This is a genomic window from Anaerocolumna sp. AGMB13025, from assembly GCF_029689925.1.
GTDB lineage: Bacteria > Bacillota > Clostridia > Lachnospirales > Lachnospiraceae > Anaerocolumna.
The window spans coordinates 2,794,328-2,819,131 of record NZ_CP121445.1 but is presented as its reverse complement, the minus strand read 5'-3'; the positions used below and the strand labels follow the sequence as shown (position 1 = coordinate 2,819,131).

General features: G+C 35.4%; 22 protein-coding genes. All 22 read right to left on the bottom strand.

The genetic code is table 11. The annotated features are described in order from the left end of the window. Positions 1–116: 116 nt before the first annotated feature. The 22 genes from QA584_RS11485 to QA584_RS11380 all read right to left on the bottom strand — a co-directional run bounded on the left by QA584_RS11485 (position 117) and on the right by QA584_RS11380 (position 24,500). Positions 117–428: a spore coat protein gene (locus QA584_RS11485; protein ID WP_278274652.1), complete on the bottom strand. Its 312-nt coding sequence runs from the start codon at positions 426–428 to the stop codon at positions 117–119. A gap of 12 nt (positions 429–440) precedes the next feature. Beyond that, positions 441–626 carry a hypothetical protein gene (locus QA584_RS11480; RefSeq protein ID WP_278274651.1) on the bottom strand — a complete coding sequence of 62 codons (186 nt, stop codon included), beginning with the start codon at positions 624–626 and terminating at the stop codon, positions 441–443. Between the two features lie 429 nt (positions 627–1,055). Next, positions 1,056–2,492 carry a glycogen synthase GlgA gene (glgA, locus tag QA584_RS11475; RefSeq protein WP_278274650.1) on the bottom strand — a complete coding sequence of 479 codons (1,437 nt, stop codon included), beginning with the start codon at positions 2,490–2,492 and terminating at the stop codon, positions 1,056–1,058. 191 nt (positions 2,493–2,683) lie between these two features. Beyond that, a complete protein-coding gene (gene spo0A / locus QA584_RS11470; RefSeq protein WP_278274649.1) occupies positions 2,684–3,487 on the bottom strand; it encodes a sporulation transcription factor Spo0A in 804 nt (267 codons plus the stop codon). A gap of 489 nt (positions 3,488–3,976) precedes the next feature. Continuing rightward, positions 3,977–5,266, bottom strand: a complete 1,290-nt coding sequence (gene spoIVB, locus QA584_RS11465; protein WP_278274648.1) for a SpoIVB peptidase — start codon at positions 5,264–5,266, stop codon at positions 3,977–3,979. A gap of 207 nt (positions 5,267–5,473) precedes the next feature. Further along, a complete protein-coding gene (gene recN / locus QA584_RS11460) occupies positions 5,474–7,156 on the bottom strand; it encodes a DNA repair protein RecN (protein WP_278274647.1) in 1,683 nt (560 codons plus the stop codon). A 614-nt stretch (positions 7,157–7,770) separates the two neighbouring features. After that, on the bottom strand, positions 7,771–8,175 hold the full coding sequence (locus QA584_RS11455; protein ID WP_278274646.1) for a hypothetical protein: 405 nt from the start codon (positions 8,173–8,175) through the stop codon (positions 7,771–7,773). Between the two features lie 465 nt (positions 8,176–8,640). After that, positions 8,641–9,318 carry a DUF5680 domain-containing protein gene (locus QA584_RS11450; protein WP_278274645.1) on the bottom strand — a complete coding sequence of 226 codons (678 nt, stop codon included), beginning with the start codon at positions 9,316–9,318 and terminating at the stop codon, positions 8,641–8,643. Positions 9,319–9,932: 614 nt separating this feature from the next. Beyond that, complete coding sequence (locus QA584_RS11445; RefSeq protein ID WP_278274644.1) at positions 9,933–10,145, bottom strand: helix-turn-helix transcriptional regulator; 213 nt, start codon at positions 10,143–10,145, stop codon at positions 9,933–9,935. A 497-nt stretch (positions 10,146–10,642) separates the two neighbouring features. Next, complete coding sequence (locus QA584_RS11440) at positions 10,643–10,963, bottom strand: nucleoside triphosphate pyrophosphohydrolase (protein WP_278274643.1); 321 nt, start codon at positions 10,961–10,963, stop codon at positions 10,643–10,645. Positions 10,964–11,031: 68 nt separating this feature from the next. Beyond that, a complete protein-coding gene (locus QA584_RS11435; protein ID WP_278274642.1) occupies positions 11,032–11,364 on the bottom strand; it encodes a MazG-like family protein in 333 nt (110 codons plus the stop codon). A 42-nt stretch (positions 11,365–11,406) separates the two neighbouring features. Beyond that, complete coding sequence (gene dcd / locus QA584_RS11430; protein ID WP_278274641.1) at positions 11,407–11,928, bottom strand: dCTP deaminase; 522 nt, start codon at positions 11,926–11,928, stop codon at positions 11,407–11,409. 79 nt (positions 11,929–12,007) lie between these two features. Continuing rightward, positions 12,008–12,589 carry a uridine kinase family protein gene (locus tag QA584_RS11425; RefSeq protein ID WP_278274640.1) on the bottom strand — a complete coding sequence of 194 codons (582 nt, stop codon included), beginning with the start codon at positions 12,587–12,589 and terminating at the stop codon, positions 12,008–12,010. Between the two features lie 497 nt (positions 12,590–13,086). Further along, positions 13,087–13,491 carry a response regulator gene (locus QA584_RS11420; RefSeq protein ID WP_278274639.1) on the bottom strand — a complete coding sequence of 135 codons (405 nt, stop codon included), beginning with the start codon at positions 13,489–13,491 and terminating at the stop codon, positions 13,087–13,089. Positions 13,492–13,501: 10 nt separating this feature from the next. Then, on the bottom strand, positions 13,502–16,957 hold the full coding sequence (locus QA584_RS11415; protein WP_278274638.1) for a PAS domain-containing hybrid sensor histidine kinase/response regulator: 3,456 nt from the start codon (positions 16,955–16,957) through the stop codon (positions 13,502–13,504). A 22-nt stretch (positions 16,958–16,979) separates the two neighbouring features. After that, complete coding sequence (locus tag QA584_RS11410; RefSeq protein WP_331487901.1) at positions 16,980–18,011, bottom strand: protein-glutamate methylesterase/protein-glutamine glutaminase; 1,032 nt, start codon at positions 18,009–18,011, stop codon at positions 16,980–16,982. 54 nt (positions 18,012–18,065) lie between these two features. Then, positions 18,066–18,896, bottom strand: a complete 831-nt coding sequence (locus tag QA584_RS11405) for a CheR family methyltransferase (protein ID WP_278274636.1) — start codon at positions 18,894–18,896, stop codon at positions 18,066–18,068. A gap of 33 nt (positions 18,897–18,929) precedes the next feature. Next, positions 18,930–20,645, bottom strand: coding sequence for a methyl-accepting chemotaxis protein (locus QA584_RS11400; RefSeq protein ID WP_278274635.1), 1,716 nt, complete (start codon positions 20,643–20,645; stop codon positions 18,930–18,932). 45 nt (positions 20,646–20,690) lie between these two features. Then, positions 20,691–21,188 carry a chemotaxis protein CheW gene (locus tag QA584_RS11395; RefSeq protein WP_278274634.1) on the bottom strand — a complete coding sequence of 166 codons (498 nt, stop codon included), beginning with the start codon at positions 21,186–21,188 and terminating at the stop codon, positions 20,691–20,693. A gap of 177 nt (positions 21,189–21,365) precedes the next feature. After that, positions 21,366–23,495 (bottom strand): chemotaxis protein CheA, encoded by a 2,130-nt coding sequence (locus QA584_RS11390; protein WP_278274633.1) that lies wholly within the window; start codon positions 23,493–23,495, stop codon positions 21,366–21,368. Positions 23,496–23,525: 30 nt separating this feature from the next. Next, positions 23,526–23,888 (bottom strand): response regulator, encoded by a 363-nt coding sequence (locus QA584_RS11385; protein WP_278274632.1) that lies wholly within the window; start codon positions 23,886–23,888, stop codon positions 23,526–23,528. 21 nt (positions 23,889–23,909) lie between these two features. Beyond that, on the bottom strand, positions 23,910–24,500 hold the full coding sequence (locus QA584_RS11380) for a TetR/AcrR family transcriptional regulator (RefSeq protein WP_278274631.1): 591 nt from the start codon (positions 24,498–24,500) through the stop codon (positions 23,910–23,912). Positions 24,501–24,804: the final 304 nt, after the last annotated feature.

Below are 24,804 nucleotides of genomic sequence, written 5' to 3'. Positions count from 1 at the left end.
AGCCTTAAAATGTCTTTGCCAAAATTGAGTCCGGTTATAAAAATTGGACATTACACTCCTACTGTCGTACAGTAAGAGTGTGATTCCAATTCTTTATTTCAAGGTTTACTTATTTTTTATCTCATGCTTCCATGACCCTGACCGGTCATTCCGGATTGTCCTGACATACCAGATTGTCCTCCCTGGCTGTTCACGAAATTTTTCACATTCATTATCTCATCCTGAGTCGCCTTTTGTGAGGGTTGATAATAATTTTTACTTTTTGCAATAGTATAAAGCTCAAACTGACAGGTTTCACCTTCATTACGGAATTTTTGTAATGTCTGTCTTAATTCCTGATTATCTGTCTGGGCTATCATATCTGCTAAACTTTTTAAACCTGAATTAATTGAATTTAAAGCATCTGTGACCATTACTTGCTCTTGCATTATGCTAACCTCCTATTTTAAGAATTGTATTAAGGTCTGTTTCTTCTGCTCTGCCGACTGAGCTTCTTTTTGGAAAAATTGTTTTACATACGGGTCTGTGCAGTTTTCTGCATAGGTTTTGTATTTTTCCTTATCCGTTTCACTAAATAATAAAAGATGTCTTAAATTCTGCAGTTCCATTTCTGATATATTACTCATTTAAATTTCCTCCTTTTTACTCAAAATAATACGGATAATTGCAGAATGAAGTATGAATTATGATTGAAATCAAATATAAATCATTAAGCAGTTACCTAAAAGTTATTATCTCTAAGGAGTGAATTTATTATTCAGATAATCTGTTTATAGTTATTTGTAAAGCATTCAGTATTTTCCAGTTTAAAACTTATATTTACAGTATTTCTGGGATTATATTTATTATGGTTAAATACATTTACCGGTTAACTTTTATTATGCTTATATATTTTTCAGTTCGTTTTTTATACTTATATGTATTTTTTAGTATTATTTATTCGGTTATATGTATTTTTCCAGTTTATATTTATTATGGTTATATGTATTTTTCAGTTTAAGTTTATATAGTTATACACATTTTTCAGTTATATTATTATGGTTTAATTTCTGTTTTTATAGTTTGTCATATAACTCTTCATAAAGTTTGGCAGAATTATTCCAGGAAAAGTCTTTCGTCATTCCTCTGTCTATTATTTTATTCCATTCTCTTTTTTTGTTAAAATAAATATTTTTTGCATAACGTATAACTGCTAACATCTCATGAGCATTATAATTTGTAAAACTAAAACCGGTACCAGTATTATCAAATTCATTATAAGGTTCCACCGTATCCTTAAGTCCTCCCGTTTCCCTGACAATAGGAACCGTACCGTATCGAAGACTAATCAGCTGGCTTAAGCCGCAGGGTTCAAAGAGAGATGGCATTAAAAAGGCATCACAGGCACTATAGATTTTATGAGCTTTTTCATCGGAATAATAAATATTGGCAGACACCCTGTCACCATACTTCCAAGCAAAGTGACGGAACAGATTCTCATATTTTTGCTCTCCTGTGCCAAGAATTACCAACTGAGTATCCTCCGAACATAGTTCTTCGATTACGTAGTCAATTAAGTCAAAACCTTTCTGATCTGTTAGTCTTGATACAATTCCTATCATGAACTTTTTATCATTGACCTCCAGACCCAGCTCTGCTTGCAAGGCCCGTTTATTTTTTATTTTCTCTTTCCTGAAATTTCTGGCACTGAATTTATGGTATATAAAATTATCATCTTCGGGGTTATATTCTTCATAATCTATTCCATTGACGATACCAGACAGTACATTGCTCCTGGCTCTCATCAGTCCATCAAGACCTTCTCCGTAAAAAGGGGTCTTAATCTCCTCCGCATAAGTATTACTTACTGTGGTAACGCAATCGGAATATACAATTCCGCCTTTTAGATAATTTGCGCTGCCATATGCCTCTAATTTATCCGGAGTGAAATAATAATCTGAGAGTCCTGTAATATCCTTTACAGTTTTCATATCCCATACCCCCTGAAATTTTAGGTTATGTATTGTCATAACAGCTTTCATACCGCTGTAGAATTCATTCTCCAGGAATTTGTCTTTTAAATAAACCGGCAGTAATCCGGTCTGCCAGTCATGGCAATGTATGATATCAGGTTTAAAGTCAAGGACCGGCAGGGCGCAAAGACAGGCTTTACAAAAGAAAGCGAATTTTTCAATATCTTCATATATATTTCCATAAGGTGTATGACCGGTAAAGTAAAATTCATTATCAATAAAATAATACGTAATACCGCAATACTGAGTTTCCAGTATGCCAACATATTGATTTCTCCAGGATAAATCCATGTAAAAATGTGTTTTTTTAACCATATTTTCCTTAAATTTTTCAGGAATCACCTGATAATTCGGTAAAATCACCCGTATATCATATTTTTCCTTGTTTATATATCCTGGCAAGGAACCAACTACATCTGCCAAGCCTCCGGTTTTAATAAATGGAACGCATTCTGAAGCCGCATATAATACTTTCTTCATTCAATTACCCTCCTGTTCATCATACAATCATAGAATTATCATATTAATTATACCTTATACTTATTATTTATAAAAGTATAAAAGACATATTTCTTTTGCAATGATTTAAACCGTAATAAAGCCTGTCTTAAAGGCTTATTTACCTTTAAAACAGGCTTATATATAACAACAGACTATATAATTAATTGCAATTATGCTCTCAATTTATATTCCAATCTAATTTTATCAGCGATTAAAGCTACAAATTCAGAATTAGTAGGTTTCCCTTTGCCGTTGCTTACTGTATATCCAAATAATTCATCGATGGTATCCATCTTTCCCCTGCTCCAAGCCACTTCAATTGCATGGCGGATTGCCCTCTCCACACGGCTTGGTGTTGTTTTATGCCTTTTGGCTATGGATGGATATAATAATTTAGTAATTGAATTGAGCATCTCATTATCATTAACAGACATCATAATTGCATCTCTTAAATATTGATATCCCTTAATGTGAGCCGGAACACCGATTTCGTGTATTATGTTAGTAACATCGGATTCAAGATTTCTTTCTTTATAATCATCTTTGTTTTCATATGCGCTAACACGGTGGTTTTCAATTAACTTATTATTATGTAAATCACCTCTGACTTGTTTAATCCTAGTCAATACCATATTATTATCGAAAGGTTTCATGATATAGTAGCTGGCACCAAGTTCAAATGCATTTTCGGTAACTCCTTCTTGTCCAATAGCTGTTATCACTATAAACGCTGGTGTTTTTTTATAAGACTCATCTAATCTTACTTTTTCCATAACGCCTAATCCATCAAGCTTAGGCATAATTAAATCCAGAAGTACAACATCTGGTTTCTTTTCTTTGATCATTTCCAGAGCGTCAATTCCATTTTCAGAGGTCCCTACTACCTCAATGTCTGAATCACCCTTTAAAATTTCTTCTAATAATTTTACGATTCTTTCATTATCGTCTACAATTGCTACATTAATCTTACCCACTTTGATTCCTCCCAAAATATTACCTGTTACGGTTTTGATATATTACTTTAAAATTGATTTTTACTTTCCTCCTTCCGGTTTATTATTGTTACATAAATTCACGAATTTTGCCCACCATGTACTACATTATACCTCGTATTGTTGTTTAAGTCAATATTTTCCATATTATTTACCAATTATTTTACAATACTTTAGATTATATCTGCAAATAGGGTGAGCTTTTACATAATTATTTATGAATTAGCACCATCCATGAATTCTGATATCCAAACTTTTGTAAAAACTTACCATATCTGCATTATATACATTTATTTCCATATTATCAATTGTTTCTTATCGCAATTTACGACAATAATGTTTTGTATTTCGGTTGATTTCCATATAATATAAATGTTTTAAATAAATAAATTGTTAATAGCTCTAACTTTGCTGTGTAAATTTATCCCATTTGAAAGAATTTTCCAGTTTCCCGTCGATATATTAATAGTATTATTTTTCTTCCAGATTATTAATCATATTTTCTATAAATGTACCGTAACCTTTGGTAGAATCCTGTATAAATACGTGAGTAACGGCACCTATGATTTTTCCATTCTGTAAGATCGGACTGCCGCTCATGCCTTGTACAATACCGCCGGTCAAATTTATTAAATCCTCATCCACAATACGAATTACCATACCCTTATTTGGGCTTGAACTATTGATGTCTATTTTTTCAATTTCAATTTTATATTCCTTTACTTCATTATTCACACAACTGAGTATAGTAGCCGGTCCCACTCTGACCTCTTGTTTTAAACCTATGGGCATATAGCCTTTTTTACTGACTAAACTATAATTATTACTTATCGTTCCGAAAATCCCCTGATTCGTATTTTTCAGAATATTTCCTATTTTACTTTTTTCATTTTGATTGATTAGTCCGATCAACTCACCAGGTGCATCCTTTCTGCCCTTTACAATCGTCATAATATCTGCCGAATAGAGGAATCCCCGGTTAATCTCCATAATGAGACTCGTATCAATATCTGTAATTCCATGGCCCAGTGCTCCAAATTCCCCATTCTGGGTTACAAATGTCAATGTACCGATACCCTGGGTATTATCCCTGATCCAGGCACCTATTTTATATTCCCCGTCTGCTGTCTTAACAGGAGATATGCTGTACTGTACATCTTTTTCATCCCTTCTAACATCTACTTTGATATCTTTGCCGCCGCAAGCTTGTATTTCTTTTATTAACTCTTCTTTGTTACGGATGGTTTTATTATTAATTGCAGTTATATAATCGCCGGATTTTATTTTGTTTAAAGCAGGTTCATAGTTCAAACCATCCGCTGCGTTAATTACACCTGTACCAAGTACCATAACCCCATCAGTCTCTACATATATTCCTATGGGACTTCCAATGGGCAGCAATTCCGTGGTATTGATTACCCCCAGTTCTACCTGTTTAAAATTAAGAAAACCAAATAATTTTAGATTAATTTTATATTGTCCGGTTTTCGTTGATTTTAACGAAAAGGGTTTATTTAAGTCCAGCTTGATTTGATCCGTTGGTACCGTTTTATTATTAACACTTATTACATCTACATTATCACTTATAAAATGTCCCTGAAAAGGTAGATTGAAATTGAAATCTTCATTCTCTCCTACCATAATTTTGATCTTATCCGGTATCCTGTCATCTATCTCTTTATAAGTGAAAAATATAAGAACTGCGATATTTACACATAATATCAAAATTAGAATTTTACGATATACAGATTTTCTATGCATAGTTTACTCCCATCTTTCGGCTTTCTGTAGTCAAACAGTCATAATAACAGTATCTGCACCTTATATTTAATTTAAACGGACAATAAATTATTTTTCTTATTCATAAAAACTGCCCTTTATAGCGCAAAAAAAGATATACAACAATTGTGTATATCTTTTAATGACTATCTATTTTTTGATAGTATCCCTATTTAATTTGATTTAAAACTAGTATTTTTTAGTTGTTTTTGCCAATTCTTTCATTTCTTTCGCACTTTGCATTACGGTTTCGGTAATTACTGCGCCGCCTAAGATTCTGGCAATCTCATCTATGGATTCTTTTTCCTTTAAATTTCTTATTGAAGTTTTGGTAGTAATACCATCTGTGGTTTTTTCGATAATGTAATGAGAATCAGCCATAGCAGCTATCTGAGGCAGATGGGTGATACAAAGAACCTGATGGGTTCCGGCTATCATAGATAGTTTCTCAGACACTTTTTGCGCTGTCCTGCCGCTGACCCCTACATCGATTTCGTCAAAGATCAGAGTTTCAATCTCATCTTTATCAGCTAAAACCGATTTAATAGCCAGCATAACTCTCGATAATTCACCTCCGGAGGCCACTTTTGACAAGGGTTTTATTTCCTCTCCGGGATTTGTTGAAATTAAGAATTCGGCATCATCAATACCACCGGCAGTAAAATGCCCAATCTCATTAAATACCATCTCAAACTTAACATCAATAAAATTAAGATCAATCAAAGCTTCCCTCATCTTCGCAGTCAGTTCTGCCGCCTTCTCCTTACGTATAGAAGATAATTTACCTGAGAGCTCTTTTAGTTTATTCTCTTTTAGCTCCAGTTGTTTTGCCAGTGCAGCCATAGTTTCTTCGTAATTATTATACTGGGATAGCTTATCTTCACTGTTATCGCAATATTTTAGGATGTCCTCTAAAGTACTGCCATATTTTGATTTTAGATGATTGATTAAATTAAGGCGTTGTTCCGTTAAAGATAAATCATCTTCATGGTTATTCATATCTGCCGTATATTCGGATAAATCCCTGTTAAAATCATTGACCAGGGTCTCAATATCAATAATCTGATTATAAAGACCGGAAAGTGAGTCATCATACTCCGTAAGCTTCATCAGCTGTTTTACCGATCTTCCGATATTATCACCGGCAGAATCCGTGATCTGATAGCTCATCCAATCATATACATTATTTAGTCCTTCTGCAATAATTTTGGCATTGGAGAGCTTTTTATATTCTGCTGACAGTATCTCGTCTTCACCGGTCTTTAAGGCGGCGGTTTTTATCTCGTTGATTTCATATTCCAAAAATGAAATTTCCCGAAGTCTCTTATCTTCATCTATTTTTAATTCACTTAGTTTATTGCGAAGGGTTATGTATTCTTTATATTCAGCCTCTAATTGCTTTTTAAGGTCTCCAAGGGTGTTCTTTGCAAACCTGTCTACGATTTCTAAATGTTTTTCTTTATACAGCAGCGATTGATGCTCATGCTGACCGTGTATGTCAATCAGAAGTCCTGCTACTTCTTTTAATATTCCGGCTGTTACGCTTTGTCCGTTGATCTTGCAGATGCTCTTATTATTCATAATCCGCCTGCTTATGATGACTTGTCCGTCTTCCGCAGGTAAATCCATGTCACTTAGTACTTTTAGTGTGTGTTCGTCTTCTATCTGGAATAGTAATTCCACCAGGGCATAATCTGCCCCTTTTCGTATTATATCCTTGGATATTTTGCCTCCTAAAGCGACATTGACCGAACCGATTATGATTGATTTTCCGGCTCCTGTTTCACCGGTCAGTATGTTAAGATTATCTTTAAAAGTTACATCTACCTCGTCAATGATTGCAAAATTTTTTACATGTAAGTTAAGTAACATTCAGTTCCTCCTATCGTTTATCCGTATAGACAAACAATTATCAGCTTCTCCAAGCTTTGTAAACATATGTTCTGTTGTTATTTTAACATATTGTTTCTGGAAGCGCAAATGATTTTTTTAGGATATTATGACAATGATTTTTTAGGATATTATGACGGACGCTTTGCTGGGAGGTTTGTTGATATGGGGGAGGACCCGGTGTAAGTACAGTTCAGGAAAGAATCCGAATGTTTCTAATGCTTTCTTCTTCGTTTAGAACACTGCTGCAGAGCAATAACTCAAAAAGTGCTATGCACTTTTCTCAGACAGATTGCTCTGCAGCAGTTGGCACGAAGAAGAAAGCATAAGAAACAGAACGGATTCTTTCAATTCACTGTTCTTACACCGGGTCCTCCCCCATTTTATATTAGTCTTTGAGCAAAGCTGATTTAGGGTTTACTGATTTATGGTTTGCTGATTTATGGTTTGCTGATTTATGGTTTGCTAATTGTAGGATTACTAATTCTTTTGTAAGAGATATTAATGTATCGAAGGGTAAATTAACTTTTGGGGATTGTCTGTTTGTTTTATACTTTTGGATTGTTTATAACTTTTAATTTCCATTTAGTTTTCTTTTATTTATCTGTTTTTAAGTCTTTTTTTACTGGTATTATTTTTATAAACAGATAGTAATACAGTGTTATGGAAGCGGGGTATATAATGATAAAGGTTAGGATATTGAGAAGATTGAAGTTCTCGCTGACAAATACTTCACCGTATTCAATCAGGTAGCGTATTCCGATTCCCACTGTGGTAAACAGTAAGGTTAATAGGTATACAGCTATTAGATTATTTTTTATGATACCAACCAATAATAAGCCTATGTATATAATGTACATTACATAGATAAAGTAATCTGTAAAGTTATTCAGATATTTACTTAATGGGAACATAAAGCAGCCTGTAAAAGCGATAAAGAACATGGTCAGAAACCAGAATAGTTTTTTTCTTTCCTGTACGTAATCCAGTAGTTTATTCAATGTTTCACCTCCTGAGAATTATCTGGGTCTTTGCCATAGTTACTCTGAATTTTCTTTTCTTTGATATTGAATGGTGAGCAAAGGCATATGGCTTTCAAATACAGATTAAATCTTTCAATTCTTATACTCAAATAGTAAACCATATTTTTTCTTCCTTCAATACTTAATTACTACTATTTATTATTTCTAATTCAAACTTCGCAGTTTTTTGTTTTGATATACTTGATTTCTCCTGTGAAACAATTCTGCCTCCCGCAGCATGTCTATCTATTCCTAGAGTAGCAAAAAACTGTCAAGTCGTAACCTGACAGTTTTCAGTTATATTATAAACTACGTATTATAACTAAGTAACCAAATCTTATTGATACATTAATAGAAAAAATTTTTAAGTTCTCGCTATAAAGTATTCTCTATACTCCTCAGTTCTGATTTTATCGGATATTAGGTCTGATACGACCAATTGTCCTATTTTACCAAACCGCCATGATAATAGCACTCAAAAACCTTTACATCTCCCCAGTATATTTCTTCTTTGCCCTGAAACCAGGTGAAGTCGCCTTCATAAGTACTATAATATATATTATTACCATTTTGATAAATCCTGGGTCCACGAAAAGGGGCTTCCTCCGGTCTTAACAATAGAGCTTCCTTCAAAAATGCCGGAGAAAATGAGTCCTCAAGGGTTCTTCCTGTATAATTCATAGCCCAAATAGGTGTATTATTTTCAAATAAAAGTTCCTCTCCTGAGAATTTTTCACCGCCAAAATAGGAATCAAAATACATTAGATTACCCTCGGTATATTTAAGATCATAGGAGCCTGGGCGGCAGGAAATCTCTTCTGCACTTCCTTTACCGGCATAGGTATTTTGGGCGGCAGTTAACAAAAATCTAATTATTCTTTTTTCATCCAGATTTTTTGCGGTACCAGGTTTGACCTTACAATCCGTATTTGTTTTTACTAAACTATCAATCGTTACACAAAACAATTCACTGATCTGAATTAAGTTGTCAATATCCGGAAATGCGGTACCGGATTCCCACTTCGTTACTGCCTGCCTGGAAATACCTAGTTTTTCAGCTAAGTCTTCTTGGGATAACTTTCTCTCTTTTCTAATAACTTGTAAATTTTCACTAAATTTCATGCTAAACTCCCATCTGTGCGCCTTTAGTGCACGTTAAAATCAGGATGTTAAAAAACTGCTTTTCGTTTTTAACTTTAACTCCCAAGAATAGTATAGCATAACCGGGGTGCATCACCATAAACCATTCATTGCTTTTTTGACAACCATTGGTTGCTATTATACCTTATGGTTGATGCTACATACTTTTTTCGTATTTTACTTTAAGATATACTGGTATGAACACAATAAACAAATAGGATAAACACAATAGTAAAATAAATTTTAACCCAATATTCATCAGACTTAAGGCGAGTATGACAGCGCCAAATAAAAAGATCATTACCTCATAGGCTTTCGCTTTTGCTTTATTGTTAATATACATATTTCGTTCATCATTTTGTTCTATTTCAATACTCTTTAGTAATTCTGGATTTTTCTCCCTGGTCTTGTAACTTATTATATTCCCAAAAAAATGACCGAATACCCCGCAGCCAACACCTACTAGTACATAAGGTAATGTTACTAAAATACCTTGAGGATATTATTGTATGATTTTTAACAAAACGAATCCTGCTGCGATCATGATTAACCCTAAGACAGCTAATATAACTAATATTGCAAACTTATTTTTCTTTTCAATTTTTATCATTTTCATCCTCCTCATAGATAAATATATCTTCAATACCAATTCCAAAATAACGGGCTAGCTTAAATGCCAGTATGATAGATGGATTATAACGTCCATTTTCCAAAGAACCTATTGTCTGCCTTGAAACCTCCAGTGCCGCAGCAAGCTCTTCCTGCTTAATTCCCCGCTTCTTTCGGATTTCTTCCAATCTGTTTTTCAATCCTATCTCCTCCCTAAACGCGATACGGAAAGTTCACTTTCCATCAGTAGTTTAATACAATATCATAATAATGTCAAGTTTACTTTCCGCTATTTAAAATTACTTTCCACTATTTTAAAATTACTTTCCGCTATTTTAAAATTACTTTCCGCTATTTTAAAATTATAATTAGCATACTATCCAGTTGATAATTATAAAAAACATTCAAACTAACAGTACACAGTTTATCTGATAAAACATTTGTGGCATTAAAACAGAGCGGGATTATTTGAACCCCGCTCCGACTATCTATATTAAGATGTTATTTTAGCAGTTATTTCTAACCTCAGCCTTTATAAAATTATTAGTGAATTCCAGGCTCAGAATCCTAAGCTTATGAAACCTAGTATAATCAATGCTTTCTTAATCACCATTCTTACTGCTTTTATCAAGTATACCAAGACATAAATTACTGCAAAGTTTGAATACTTTTATATGATTACAAACGAATGCATCACTTATATCTGCTTTTTAACCGACTTAAGCATTATCTTTTTTTGAAAAGCTCCGCGTTCTTCCGTTTTTTTCTTTCTGATCTCAATGATTTCTTCCTCAGTAATCCCCCGTACCTCACAGATTGCATGCAAAACTTCGTATACATCTGCCAGTTCTTCTACATCCTTATTCTCCAGATACTCAAGGGTTTCTTCCTTTAACTTTTTATCAAGCTCAGCAGTATATTCTTCATCAGAAAGTATTATATAATTCGGTATTTGCTTGCTTTCCTTTAATATCTCGGGTATTCTATCACGTACTAACTTATTATAAATTTTATTCATTGTAAACGCCTCCAATTATTTTATCTGTACCATCGTTTATACTACTTATTCTAATAATACCTTAAATCCTAAACACCTTTACTCCTTAAATAATTATCCTCGTCTTCACGGGCTGCAATATAAGCCTCCAGCAGATTAATACCATAATGCTCTGCAATTCTGATGGTCTGTCCTATTATATCTGCCAGCTCATTGCCGATCTGCATCCGGTTTTTTTCTGTTTCTTCTGTATTAAAACAATAATAATTCTCCTGTACCATGACACACTTAGAAAGTTCACCAACCTGTTTAGACAATTCAATCATGGCACCTTCTACGCCCCAAGGTTTTCCTTCAATCTTAGTAAATCGATTGACAATATTTCTATACATGTCAACTGCTTGTTCAAAAGTAATGTCCATCTATACCCCCTATCCTAACATTATATTATGAATAAATAAAAATTATTTATCAAAATCTTTATACATTAAACTTGGCTGAATCCCGGAATTATTTTGATACTTGCCGCTCTCATACAGGTCATAATCACCGTCTATGGTATGATAATAAATCTGGCAGATTTCGACCTCCGGATATATCCTGACCGGCTGGACACAAAATATTTCAAGAGTCCAATATCCAGTAAAACCCACATCACCAAAGCCGGCAGTTACATGAATAAATAAACCAAGACGTCCGGTTGAGGATCTTCCTTCCAGCATTGGTACATACTTTAGTGTTTTCGTAAATTCTATCGTTCTTCCTAGATATAGTGTATTTGGTTCCAAAAGTAATCCCTCATCCGGAATTATTAGTTTTTTAGTGGGATTACACTTCTTCATATCTAACGTATTGTTCTCATAGACAAGTAATTCATTATGTAACGATAAATTGTAGCTGTTCGGATTAATTTTCCTCTCATCAAAAGGCTCAATTATAATATCTCTTCCCATTTGCCTTTTTATTTCTCTGCCTGATAATATCATATGATTCCCCATGCATATTACAAGTCCCCCTGCAATATTCCATATAGATAATGATTAACAAGTTATTTTGTTCTATTTATTATTTAATTTCATTATTATTAATCTGTATATTACTCTTAATCAGTTCAACAATCCCTTCCTCGGCAAGCTCAGAAGGTTTGGAACCATTCAATATAAAATCTGCCTTCCACTTTGTAGGCTCTACATATTCGTCATGGCGATACCTTACCATATCGAGATATACATTGGCTCTCTCATCAAAAGCAAGCCCCCAGGTCATGTTTCTGCGAAGACGTCTGACAATCCTCTCATCGGGTCTGCAGTCCACAAATAATTTTAAATCCAAAGCAGAAAAGATCTCTTCGTCCCATAAAACCAGCAGCCCTTCTAAAATTATCAAATCATAATTACTGCTTATTGCTGCTTTTAAATCAGTATGAAGCTGTTCCAAATTAATCGTATCCGGATGATTATCATCCACATACATGGTTTCCATAACAGGTCCTTTGCTGTATGGTCTTTGCTCCTCAGGTTTGAAATAATCATCCATATGGATTACCATCTTATTATAACTCCCAAGCTTCTTCTCTAGTCTGTCACAGAAAGAAGATTTTCCGCTTGCACTGCCGCCTGCAATCCCAACGACAAAAGTCTTTTTCATCTTAATTGATCCTCCCGCCAAAATGATCAAATCCGTATCGTTTTATATTATATGATAATACATATTATTCCAACTATCAACATAAATCCTGGAAATTTAATAGAACTTTAATACTTAACATTCTATTGCATTTATTAAGTAAAGTCACTAATTGCATAAAAATACATATTTTGCATATCGTTGCATAAAAGACTCATTCCTATTCGTTAATAATTTATCAATCCAAGCAACGCAACCGTATACTTTTTTCAAAACACCTCTTATCCTGCCTGTTATCCGATTACTTATGGCCTGACAAGATTATTAATAAATCACCGGATATCGGTACTTAACAATCAAAAAAGGGCTGTAGGCCAATGTACTGATCACAATAAGTCAGACCAAAAAATCTAACTTATTGGCACATAATAGCCTTAGCCCCTTTCATAATATGAAAGCTTTCACCGGAAAAGATAATCTTATTGTTTTATCAAAAACGCCCTCTAAGGAAGACCTGTTCAATCAGCTTTCGGTATTAATTCCAGCTTTTGTAATACTTCTACAAGTTTTTGAGTATCGATTGGCTTTGCAGCATAAGCATCGCAGCCAATTTCAAATGCATTCTGTACGAACTGGGTTTCCGCCAATGCAGTGGTCATTATGATTTTAGCCCTCTTTTCCGGCAGAAGTCCCTGTCCGGTTTCCAAATCTCTTATATATTTTAACACTTTAACACCGTCTAACTTAGGCATCATAATATCAAGGCAAATCAAATTATATGGATTCCCATCCTTCATTGCCATTAAAAAAGCATCCAAAGTTTCCACACCATCTACAACCAAATCGCATTCTCCGTATGCGGAAAGAAATTTAAATAAAAACTTTCTGCTTGCCAAATCATCTTCAGCTATTAGTATCCTCATTATTTTCCTCCTATAAAACATTAGTCTTCCGGTAAATAGCAAATTCAGACTTTAGCTTTTCAACATGGGTTACTGCCTCTGATAGATTTCCCCTGCGCATCGCAAGTTCTATACGAAAAGCCAGGTCCTTTAGTTCCACCGCATCCATCTGAATCAGTTTCAGTTTAATCTCGTGAGCCGTAATTTCTATTGTCATCAAATCGTTATTGTCCATGGCAGCTTCCATAATAGAAATTGCTCCTGCAATATCTGATTGAATGAGTTTTAATTGTTCGTTCTGCAGCTTATTCTTTTTATTTTCGGTTATGGTCTCTTCTTTGTGTAATATCATATTTTCAAAAGTAAGATTATATAAACTGTCCTGATTTAATATGGTAATATCCAGAATATGAAATAATTCCTCCTGCTGGACCGGTTTCGGCAAATAACCGTCCATTCCCTGTGCCAGAAAAGCTTCACGATCACCCTGTAAAGCATACGCCGTCAGGGCAATAATAGGTATATGATCTTTCCCGTCTTCAAGAAGTCGTATCTGTTTTGCTGTTTCAATACCGTTCATTACAGGCATTTGAATATCCATCAATATGATATCATAATTGCTTTTTTCGTAAAATACGAGGGCTTCTTTACCATTACATGCCGTATCTACCAGGCATCCTTCCTGTTCCAATATCTTTTGAATTACTTTTCGGTTAATCGCATCATCTTCTACCAGTAAAACATGAAGCGAACGTATGATTTTTTGTCTTGGAGGGTATGAATCACTAATTAGGACAGGCTTACCTATTTTAAATTTTAATTTAAAGTAAAAGGTACTGCCCTTTCCTTTTTCACTCTGAGCTCCTATTTTTCCGCCCATTAATTCCACCAGCTGCTTGGATATGGCAAGTCCTAAACCGGTTCCGCTAAACTGTTTGGTATAAGAATTTTCAATCTGGCTGAAGCTCTTAAACAGTTTTTTAATATCCTGGGGAGCAATTCCGATTCCGGTATCCTTTACTGAAAATTTTAGTTCAATTTCTTCCTTATTCGAATGAATAATATCTATAAATAAATTGATATAGCCTCTTGGGGTAAATTTCATGGCATTACTGATCAAATTATTGAGTATCTGGCGCAGTCTGCCTGGGTCGCCGATTATATAATCCGGTATTTCCGGCGAAACAATATAGTTTAACAAAAGACCTTTCTCACTTACCTTGGGAGAATGAGTTTTTATTAGCGCATCAGCCAATTCTTTGATATTAAAACTTACTGTTTCAATTGATAATTTGCCTACTTCCATTTTGGAAAAATCCAATATATCGTTAATTATGTTTAACAACGAATCCGCGCAGGCTTTTGCTGTTATAAGATTATCTTTTTGCTCCTCGCTTAATTCTGTCAACATTGTAAGATCAACCATTCCAACCATGCCATTTATAGGAGTACGTATTTCATGGCTCATATTGGCTAAGAATTCACTTTTTGCACGATTAGCTGCTTCTGCTGCTTCTTTTGCTGCTATAAGCTTTATTTCTGATTCTTTTAAATGAGTAATATCATTGATTATCGTCACAATAATTTTATCTCTAGGACTGTAAATTGATATGGAAAACCACTTATTATATGTCTCTAAAAAAATCTCATCAAGCTGTATATTTTGACCCTGGGACAATAAAACAGCATTCTTTTGGATAACCTCAAACAAGTTTTCACTGTTTTGGGGAATAATAATTTCTAAACTGTTACCGATAATGTCACTTTTGGAAAAGCCGAATAATTTTTCAAAAGCTTCATTCACTTCGATAAATTTCATATCTACCGGCACTTTCTCATCATTGTATATAAGTCTTAAGTTTGCGTAACCGCTTTGCATATTCATAAAAAGTGAACGGTAATTTGTCTGACTTTCCAAAATCTTCATCTCATTTTTCTTACGTTCTGAGATATCACGTATGATACTGAGCAGAAAGGGTTTATCATCCATTAAAGCACTTTGGGAACTGACCTCCACCGGAAAAACGCTTCCGTCCTTTCGGTAATGGAGGGTTTCAAAAAATATTCCAGTCGAATATGCCTGCTCCAGCTGCTTTTTGGTATATCCCCAATCGGAGCGGATATTTTTGATATTCATGGTACTTATTTCTTCATAAGTATAGCCATAAGCTTTACAAGCTGCTTTATTTGCTTCGATAATATTACCGTTCTCATCAATAAAAAGCATAATATCCCTGGTATTTTTTGAAAGGATTTCATAGCGTTTTAGGACTTCTTCCGCCGCCTTACGTTCGGTAATATCAAGAACAGAACCGATATATCCGGAAAACTGCCTGTCCAGTTCATAATAAGGCGTACCTGCTTCTAAGCACCATCTGTATACTCCGTCATATCTAAGGACTCGGACTTCCACCTGATAATATTCCCTTTTTCTCATAGCACTGGTACGGATCTGTACATATCTGTCCAAATCCAAGGGGTGGATTACATTAGCCCAGCCGTAACCGGAAGCTTCCTTAAAAGTAACACCGGTAAAATCACACCAGATTTTATTGACGTAGTTACAAATCAGACCCGAATCGGTTTTCCAGATACTAGATGGCGTCTGATCCAATATATTGTTACAGTAATCTCTTGATATGGTTATCTGGATTTCCTGTTTTTTTCTCTCTGTAATATCTAATAGGGTAACAGCCGCATGATTCTTGCCGTTTACGATAATAGGCGCAACACTGATTCTAAACCAGCAGTCATTTTCCTTGCCGTTTTTTATAAATATCTTATTAAACTCCAGATTACTGGTAGCTTCCCCATTATAAATAGCCAAAGTCGTGGATTTCCATATTTCACAGTTTTCACAATTTAGGCTGCTTCCGCAGCCATTAACAGCCCTGGCACCTTTTACGCAATTGAAGCTGTCACCAAAATGTTTATTGACCACATCTTCTCTGCTTTTATTAAATAACTGTAAAGCAGCATCATTTACCTGATTGATTAGTAATTGCTCATCTAATATCAGCATGCCTACCGGGGCATGATTAAAGATTGCCTGCAGATTATTCTGTTCATTGAGCCGTTCTATTTCCAGTGTCTTAAGGCGTGTTATGTCGCGAAGAACAATAACTGCTCCGACAACTGCCCCATCTGCTGCTTTAACCGGTGAACAGGTAGCTGAAATGTATTTTTGTGTATGGTTTCGAGTTTGTATAACAGCGTTATTTTCAAGACCTATGGTTGTATAATTTTTTAAAACCGCATGGATTGGATTTGCAAGAGGTAAATTCGAAACAGCATTAATAAATGAACATACCTTTTGAAACTCCTGCCCCATTGCGTCCTCTGCCGTAATGCCTGTTATTACTTCGGCAATCCGGTTCATGTATATGATATTACCCTCAAGATCGGTTGAGATTACTCCATCTCCGATGCAGGACAAAGTAGCCTCCGCAAGTTCAATATTTCCCATATCCCAAGTTACCTTTGTCATAAAAGACCACCCTTCTGATTGATCAGCTTAACATAGAATATATTACTGAAGAGATATTCTCAAGTGACGCCTGTTTTTCTACTGCACCGATATTAAATGAAACTTTAGGCATACCATATACTACTGAGGATTTTTCATCCTGTCCAATGGTACGTGCACCATTTTGCCGCATTGTCAGAAGACCTTTCGCTCCGTCATATCCCATCCCCGTTAAAATAACTCCTATGGCACCGGCTCCCGCTTCCTTGGCAACTGATTCAAATAATACATCTACTGACGGGCAATGTCCGTTGACTTTAGCACCCTCAAAGCATTCCACCTTAAATTTTTCGCCGATTCTTTTTACCTTCATATGTTTATCTCCGGGAGCTATCAGGATATGTCCATTTTCAATATAATCTCCGCTTTTTGCTTCTTTTACCTCAAATGGAGTAGAATTATTTAACCGTTCTGCAAACATGCGGGAGAAAACCGCCGGGATGTGCTGTACGATAACAATTCCCGGAATATGAACAGGCAACCTTTTTATAAGAGAATAGATTGCTTCCGTCCCACCTGTTGATGCTCCGATAGCAATTATTTTGCAGGAATCCTTTATTGAAGAGCCTTTAACCTTATCCATAGCTTTTTCCACCGGACTTACTTTTCCATTCGGCTGTACGTTGGCTGCTACGGCTATCTTTATTTTATAAATCATATCATTAATAAATTCTTCGACACCTTTTATGGAATTAATATTAGGTTTGGTTACAAAGTCTATTGCCCCGGCATTCATAGCATCAAAAACCGAAGCATTTACGGCACTGACTACGATGACCGGTAATGGATATTGAGGCAACAGCCGTTTGATAAACTCAATTCCATTCATTTTGGGCATCTCAACATCACAGGTCATGACATCCGGTTCGTATCTTAAAATTTTGTCTCTGGCATCAAAAGGGTCTATTGCAGTTGCCACAACTTCAATATAAGGATCCGAAGACAACCCTCTGGACAGCACTTCCCGGTATACCAGACTGTCATCAACAATTAAAACTCTTATCTTTTTATTCAACCCTGCACCCCTCATTATATAGTTTTTGCTGCTTACAGTACTGTATCATTCCCTTTATCTGCCATTCAGGTATTCCTTCCTGTAAACAGCCGGCATAATATATCTAAACTTTGATTCCTCATGATTTAAAGATTCCGAATGTCCGATAAACAAATATCCGCCATATTCTATGGAATCATAAAATTTATTAATCAATTCCCGCTTAGTTTGTGCATCAAAATAAATCATAACATTACGGCAGAATATTACATGAAATTTCTTCTTAAAGGGAAAGGGGTTATTCATTAAATTAAATTGTCTGAAAATTACATCATTTTTAATTTTATCGGATATAACGGAAGTTTCTCCGTCAAGCTTTTTGATATAGCTATGTCTCCAGTAAGGGGGCAGTGATAATACATCTTCGGTTTTGTAAATTCCTTTGGTTGCTTTATCTAAAACTATACTGGAAATATCCGTTGCTAATACTCTGGCATCCCATTGATTTTTATCCCAACCTAAATATTCATCCAGTATCATAGCTAACGTATAGGGTTCTTCACCGGAAGAACACCCGGCACTCCAAATCCTTAAGTCTTTATCCAAAACCGTATTTTTAAGAAAAGGCAGCACCTTATCCCTGAAAAAATCGAAATGATCCGCTTCTCTCATAAAGAATGTATGATTGGTAGATATTTTATTAATCAGGATTGCAGCCGCATTACCGGTTTTGTCTGAGATTAAATATTCATAGTATTCGGAAAAACTATGAAAATTCCTGTCCATTAATACATGCTGGAGCCGTCCTATTACCAACGCCTGCTTTTCATTTTTCAAATATATTCCATAATGGGCTTTAATGTATGCCGCCAGTTGTTTAAATTCTTTATCTGTAATTGTTATCACATAGACTCCTAAAGTAAGAGTACTCTTAATACTCTAGTATTTACCAAACTCACTATCATTTAAATTAATAACAGGCTTTTGAGCTGCTGTATCTTCATTGTCTCCGCTTCTCTTTTGAGGACTTCTTTTTTTCTCTGCCATATTTTCTAACATGGTTAATATTTCAGGGCTGATATTATCTAATTTACCATAGTTTGATACCGTTTGTTTCAATTTGAAGTTGCCTACCATTTCTTTTAAAATCAATGCCTGACTGGAGAGTTCCTCACTGGCACTGGCACTTTCTTCAGAGGTTGCCGAATTGGTCTGTATGACTTCTGATATCTGCATGATACCCTGATTGATCTGCTCAATACCTAATGCTTGTTCATTAGAGGCTACAGCAATTTCTCCTACTAAGGAGGCTGCTTTGGTTACATCAGTAACAATTTTTGAGAGGGCTATTGCTGTTTCATTGGCGATTTTGGTTCCGCTTTCCACTTTTTTAATAGAACCTTCGATCATGTCCGTTGTTTCTTTTGCGGCATTGGCTGATCTGGCTGCAAGGTTTCTTACTTCTTCAGCAACTACGGCAAATCCTTTACCGTGCTGACCGGCTCTGGCAGCCTCAACCGCTGCATTTAACGCTAATATATTGGTTTGGAATGCAATTTCATCTATTACTTTAATAATTTTGGAGATGTTTGAGGAAGAGTCATTAATTTCTTCCATAGCCTTTAACATTTCCGTCATTTGAAGGTTACCATGCTCCGCATTATTCTTTGCCACATCTGCCAGTTCATTTGCCTGATTGGCATTCTGTGCATTTAACCTTGTTTGTGAGGATATCTCTTCCAGGGATGCTGTTAATTCTTCAATGGAACTTGCCTGTTCTGTTGCACCCTGTGAAAGGGCCATACTGGAATCTGACACCTGTTTGGATCCGGAGGCAACCTGCTCGGAAGAGGAATTTATATTGGTGAGTACCTGATTGACATTCTCTGTCATTTTTTTAAATGCTTTTGCTAAAGTACCGACTTCATCCTTTGAATTTACTTCTATCATAACATCCAAATCTCCATCGGCAATTCTGCCAGCTACTTTTACCAGTTTGTTAAGCTGTTTACTGATTATGCCGGCAAGTAATAAGCCCAATGCTACGGCTAATAAAATACCTGCTGCGATAACAGAGGTCATAATTATGGTTTGTCTTTTGAAATCTTGGGAATTTTCCTTTATGGTATTATCAGATACCAAGGTATTGTAATCAACTAAATTCTGAAGCTCTTTATCTGCCTTTTCTCTGGCATCTGTAACCGGTTTAAGCTCTTGCAGAGCTTGATCATATTTCTGATCTTTGATTAAATCCAGGTTTGCATCACGGGCAGTTCGATATGCACTCATGCTGCTCATTACATTATCATATAATGCTTTTTCTTTGTCATTATTGATTGTTTCTTTATATTTCGCCAATAATTCGTTAGACTGGTCTACTAAACTATTTATTTCATCTCTTCTGTTCTGATAATTACTTGGATTTTTTTCATATAAAACCATCAGATGATCCGAACGCACCTGCTGCAGAAACGTCTGAATACTGGATAAATCCTGAGAGGGCAGAAAGTTATTATTATACATGTCAATACTGGCTTTATTAAGTTTGTCCATGCTGGTGATGCCTACCGTGCCCACAATACCTGTAAAAATTGCTAGGATAATAAAACATAATACTAACTTACTGCGGATTTTCATATTTAAAAACCACTTCATAATCTCCATCTCTCCTGTCTATGACGGGGTCTTTAACCCCCATATCTAATTTTTATACGCCTCATTTAAATCATCAAGTTCATCTTCCATCAATAATTTTTCACAGTCCAATAATAATTTTACATCGCTTCCTACTTTACCGATTTTTTTAATATAACGGTTGTTTCCTTTATTCATTTCCGGTGGGTCTACGATTTCTTGCTCCGATATGGTTAAAACCTCAGAAACACTGTCAACAATCAGTCCAATGGATATACTTTTAATATCCACCACTATAATACAGGTCCTGTCATTATAAGTTTTTGGCTCTTTTTTAAACCTAAGTCTGACATCCATAACCGGTATTATCTTGCCGCGCAGGTTTATAATTCCTTTTACATATTCTGGTAGTTCCGGTATTTCTGTAATAGACTGGATTCCAATAATTTCCGTCACAAACTGGATTTCTATTCCATAACTCTCTTTACCCAGAAAAAAGGTCAAAAACCTGCCCTTTTGGGTATCTTCTTCCAACTCCAGCAAACCCTTCTCAACTTCTTTCATTTTAAACTCCCATCTGTGCGCATGGCGCACGTATTAATCAGGATATTGAAAAATATCTTTACTTTTTCAATTTAACTCCCATCTGTGCGCATGGCGCACGTATTAATCAGGATATTGAAAAATGTCTTTACTTTTTCAATTTAACTCCCATCTGTGCGCATGGCGCACCGCGCACTTTTAAGCATCCTGTGAGATTCCTCTCTTCGTATTGAATAATCCTGCCACATCCAGGATTAGACTGATACTTCCGTCTCCTAAGAGTGTACATCCCCCAAGACCCTTTATTTTTCTGAGCTGCTGTATATATTCAGGCAGGGATTTTACCACCACCTGCTGCTGTCCGATCAGCCCATCTGCAAATATACATATTCTTTTTTCTTCCTGTTCAACCATAATAATGATTCCATCAGCGATATCGGTTATCGCCGTTTTGACCTTAAACCATTCATGGAGTCTTAGGATTGGGTAACATTGCCCTCTTACCATAATCATCTCGTTGCCGTCCGGGTCAGTTATTAGATCATTTTCTTTCGGACGGAAAGATTCTTTAATAGATACGGTGGGTATGGTATAAAAGGAATTTCCCACTTTAATGGTCATACCATCTATGATAGCCAGGGTTAAAGGTATCTTTAACGTTATTAATGTTCCTTTATCTAGTACACTGTCAACTAATAATGCTCCCCCGACCATTTCTATATTCTTCGTAACTACATCCATTCCAACGCCTCTGCCAGAGAATTCCGTTACCTTTTCTTTCGTTGAAAAGCCCGGCAGTAAAATCATATTATAGATTTCCTTATCCGACATGTCTTCTTCGTTTTTATAGAGCAGGTCATTTTCTCTTGCCTTTTGCAGAATTTTAGCTTTATCCAATCCTTTTCCGTCATCTTTAACTACGACAAGAACATCACTGCCTGCATTTTTTGCCTCCAGTGTGATGGTGCCGCTGCCAGGCTTACCTTTTTGCTCTCTCTCCTGGGCAGATTCAATTCCATGATCCAGGGCATTCCGAACAAGGTGCATCAAGGGATCTGAAATATGTTCAATAATATTCTTATCAACTTCCGTATCTTCACCGATAATTTCAAGTTTCACGTCTTTGCCCAGTTTTTTATTCATATCACGGACAATCCGGTGCATTTTATGGAAGGTAGCAGATAGGGGTACCATACGAATTGACATTACCATATCCTGTATCTCACTGGTTATTTTGTTCAACTGCCTTGAAGCCTTCTGAAAATTATCCAGAATCAGTCCCTGTAAATCCGGATTCTGTATGACCATAGCCTCTGCTATTACCATCTCTCCTACCAAATCCATTAACTTGTCCAGTTTTGCTACACTCACACTAATAATGCTCTGAGACGTAACTGATATCTGATTGTCTTTTCCATTGGTGTCTTTTCCATTGAAGTCTTTTTCTTTGTGCTGTACTTCTGAAACTTCCGGCAGTTCTGGTATCTGTATTTTATGTTCCGGAAGCTTAATCTCCACAGGCTTTATGTTCTGCTTAATGTAAGTCTCTTCTTTTTCCAGTTGAATCAGTTCCAAATCTTTAAGAAACAGTGTTTTAGATAGTAAATCAAATAGTCTGTTATAGTCATAATCCGTTTCTATAAATACTATGAATCCATCTTTTCGAATAAGTTCTATACTTTCATCATTATCCATAATATCCTCAGGAATATAGGTTACTTCCCTGGTGATATCTCTTAAATCATGAATGACCGTATAGGCGCGTATATTTTCCATACCACAGCCATCCTCAAAGAAAATGGTGGCTTTATAGGCATATTCATAACTTTCCTGGGATGTTTTTTGATGGCTTATGTAATATTGCTGTCTCTCTTCTTTAACAATCAGTGCCTCATTATCCTTTGTGTCATCCATGTTGCTTTCTCTAAGAATTGTTAATAAATCCCTTAAGAGCTCTATGATAGGAGCCGAATCTCCGTCAGCTTCCTCACTTCTTTTAATTTTCTCCAATTCATTCTTAATAAAATCTACACCGCTTAATATCAGGTCAGATACAAGGGAGTAATCTACTTGTTTGGGTTTACTTTCCCGCAAGTAAAAAAATAAATCCTCAATTGCATGCGCCAGGGTTGAAATATCATTAAACATCATCATCGCAGATGAGCCTTTAATCGTATGCATGATACGAAAAATTTCATTAATAGAATCCTGGGTATAGCTGCTTTCTTCTTCGCTTGACAGTATCGTTTGTTCTAATTGCTCTAACAGCTGTGTTGTTTCAAATATGAACATATCAAGCAACGGTTCATTGGTAAATTGGTCTGACATCGGATCCTCCTCATACTCTATCTGAGAATGTTATATAGCAGTTAACTTATTAATTGACTGTATTACCTGCTCTTCTGTAAAAGGCTTTACAATAAAAGATCTTGCACCGCTCATTATTGATTCCTTAACCAAGGATTCCTGACCCATGGCTGACACCATAAGAATCTTGGCTTTGGGGTCAAATTCCATTATTACCTTTACGGCATCGATACCTGTCATTTCGGGCATCGTGATATCCATAGTAACCACATCCGGCTTTAATTCCTTATACTTTCTAACTGCCTCCAGACCATTACCGGCTTCACCAGCCACTTCAAAACCTGCTTTGATGAGAATTGTTTTTATGGACATCCTCATAAATGCTGCATCATCAACGATCAAAACTCTTATCATTCGTAATCTCCTTTCAAACTTTCAGTCCCCAATAAAAGCTTTTAGTGCCAAATTCAGTGTTGACATTATCTGACTCTTTAAGGAAAATTTACGTCCGGTGATTCTCCATCTTAAGCACACTTCACGGCATATCCCCAGTATAATGTCGGCAATCTGACCACTTTCGGCATCCGGATTTATCTCCTTGACGTTCTTTGCTTCCTCAATTAATTGAATCAGAAACTCCATACGGTTATTTTGTATGTTTATAACTTTCTCTGCAAGCTCAGGTTCATATCGCAATACATCCAAAATCTGCATAATGGAAGTAATTGCCGGATAGTTTTCATAGTATTCTGCATATGAATTAATAAAAAAAAGCAGCTTATCTTTCGCATCCATGTCTCTAAATTTTGTTGACTGAAATATATCCTCATCAAACTGAGAATAGAAATCCAGTACGGTAAACAGCAATTCATTCTTACTTTTAAAATGCCGAAACAAGGTAGCTTCTGATATTCCCTGTCTTCTCGCAATTTCTCTGGTAGACAGTTTTTGAATTCCAAGTTCATCAATAATTTCAATTGTGGTAATAATTAATCTTTCTTTTCTATGCAGTATGTTGTTTTCCATAATTTTACACCTACCGAAGTAATCGCTTACATGTCTTACTTACAAATATTATAACTGCTAAAATTTTCTTTGTCAATAAATGTTTTACTTTGTCGTATTGTAGATTATTATGTAGATACAACTATAAATTTTATTTTTTAACTTGAATGAATTGTCCATAATTTGTCATATTTGCTGTAACATTTGTTAAAATTAATTGAAGCCATAAAAAATCTCCATAAACATTTTGCTTGAGCAGATGGTATTCCTATCATCTGCTCTATTAAACAAAATATTCATGGAGATTTAATTTATTATGGTATTT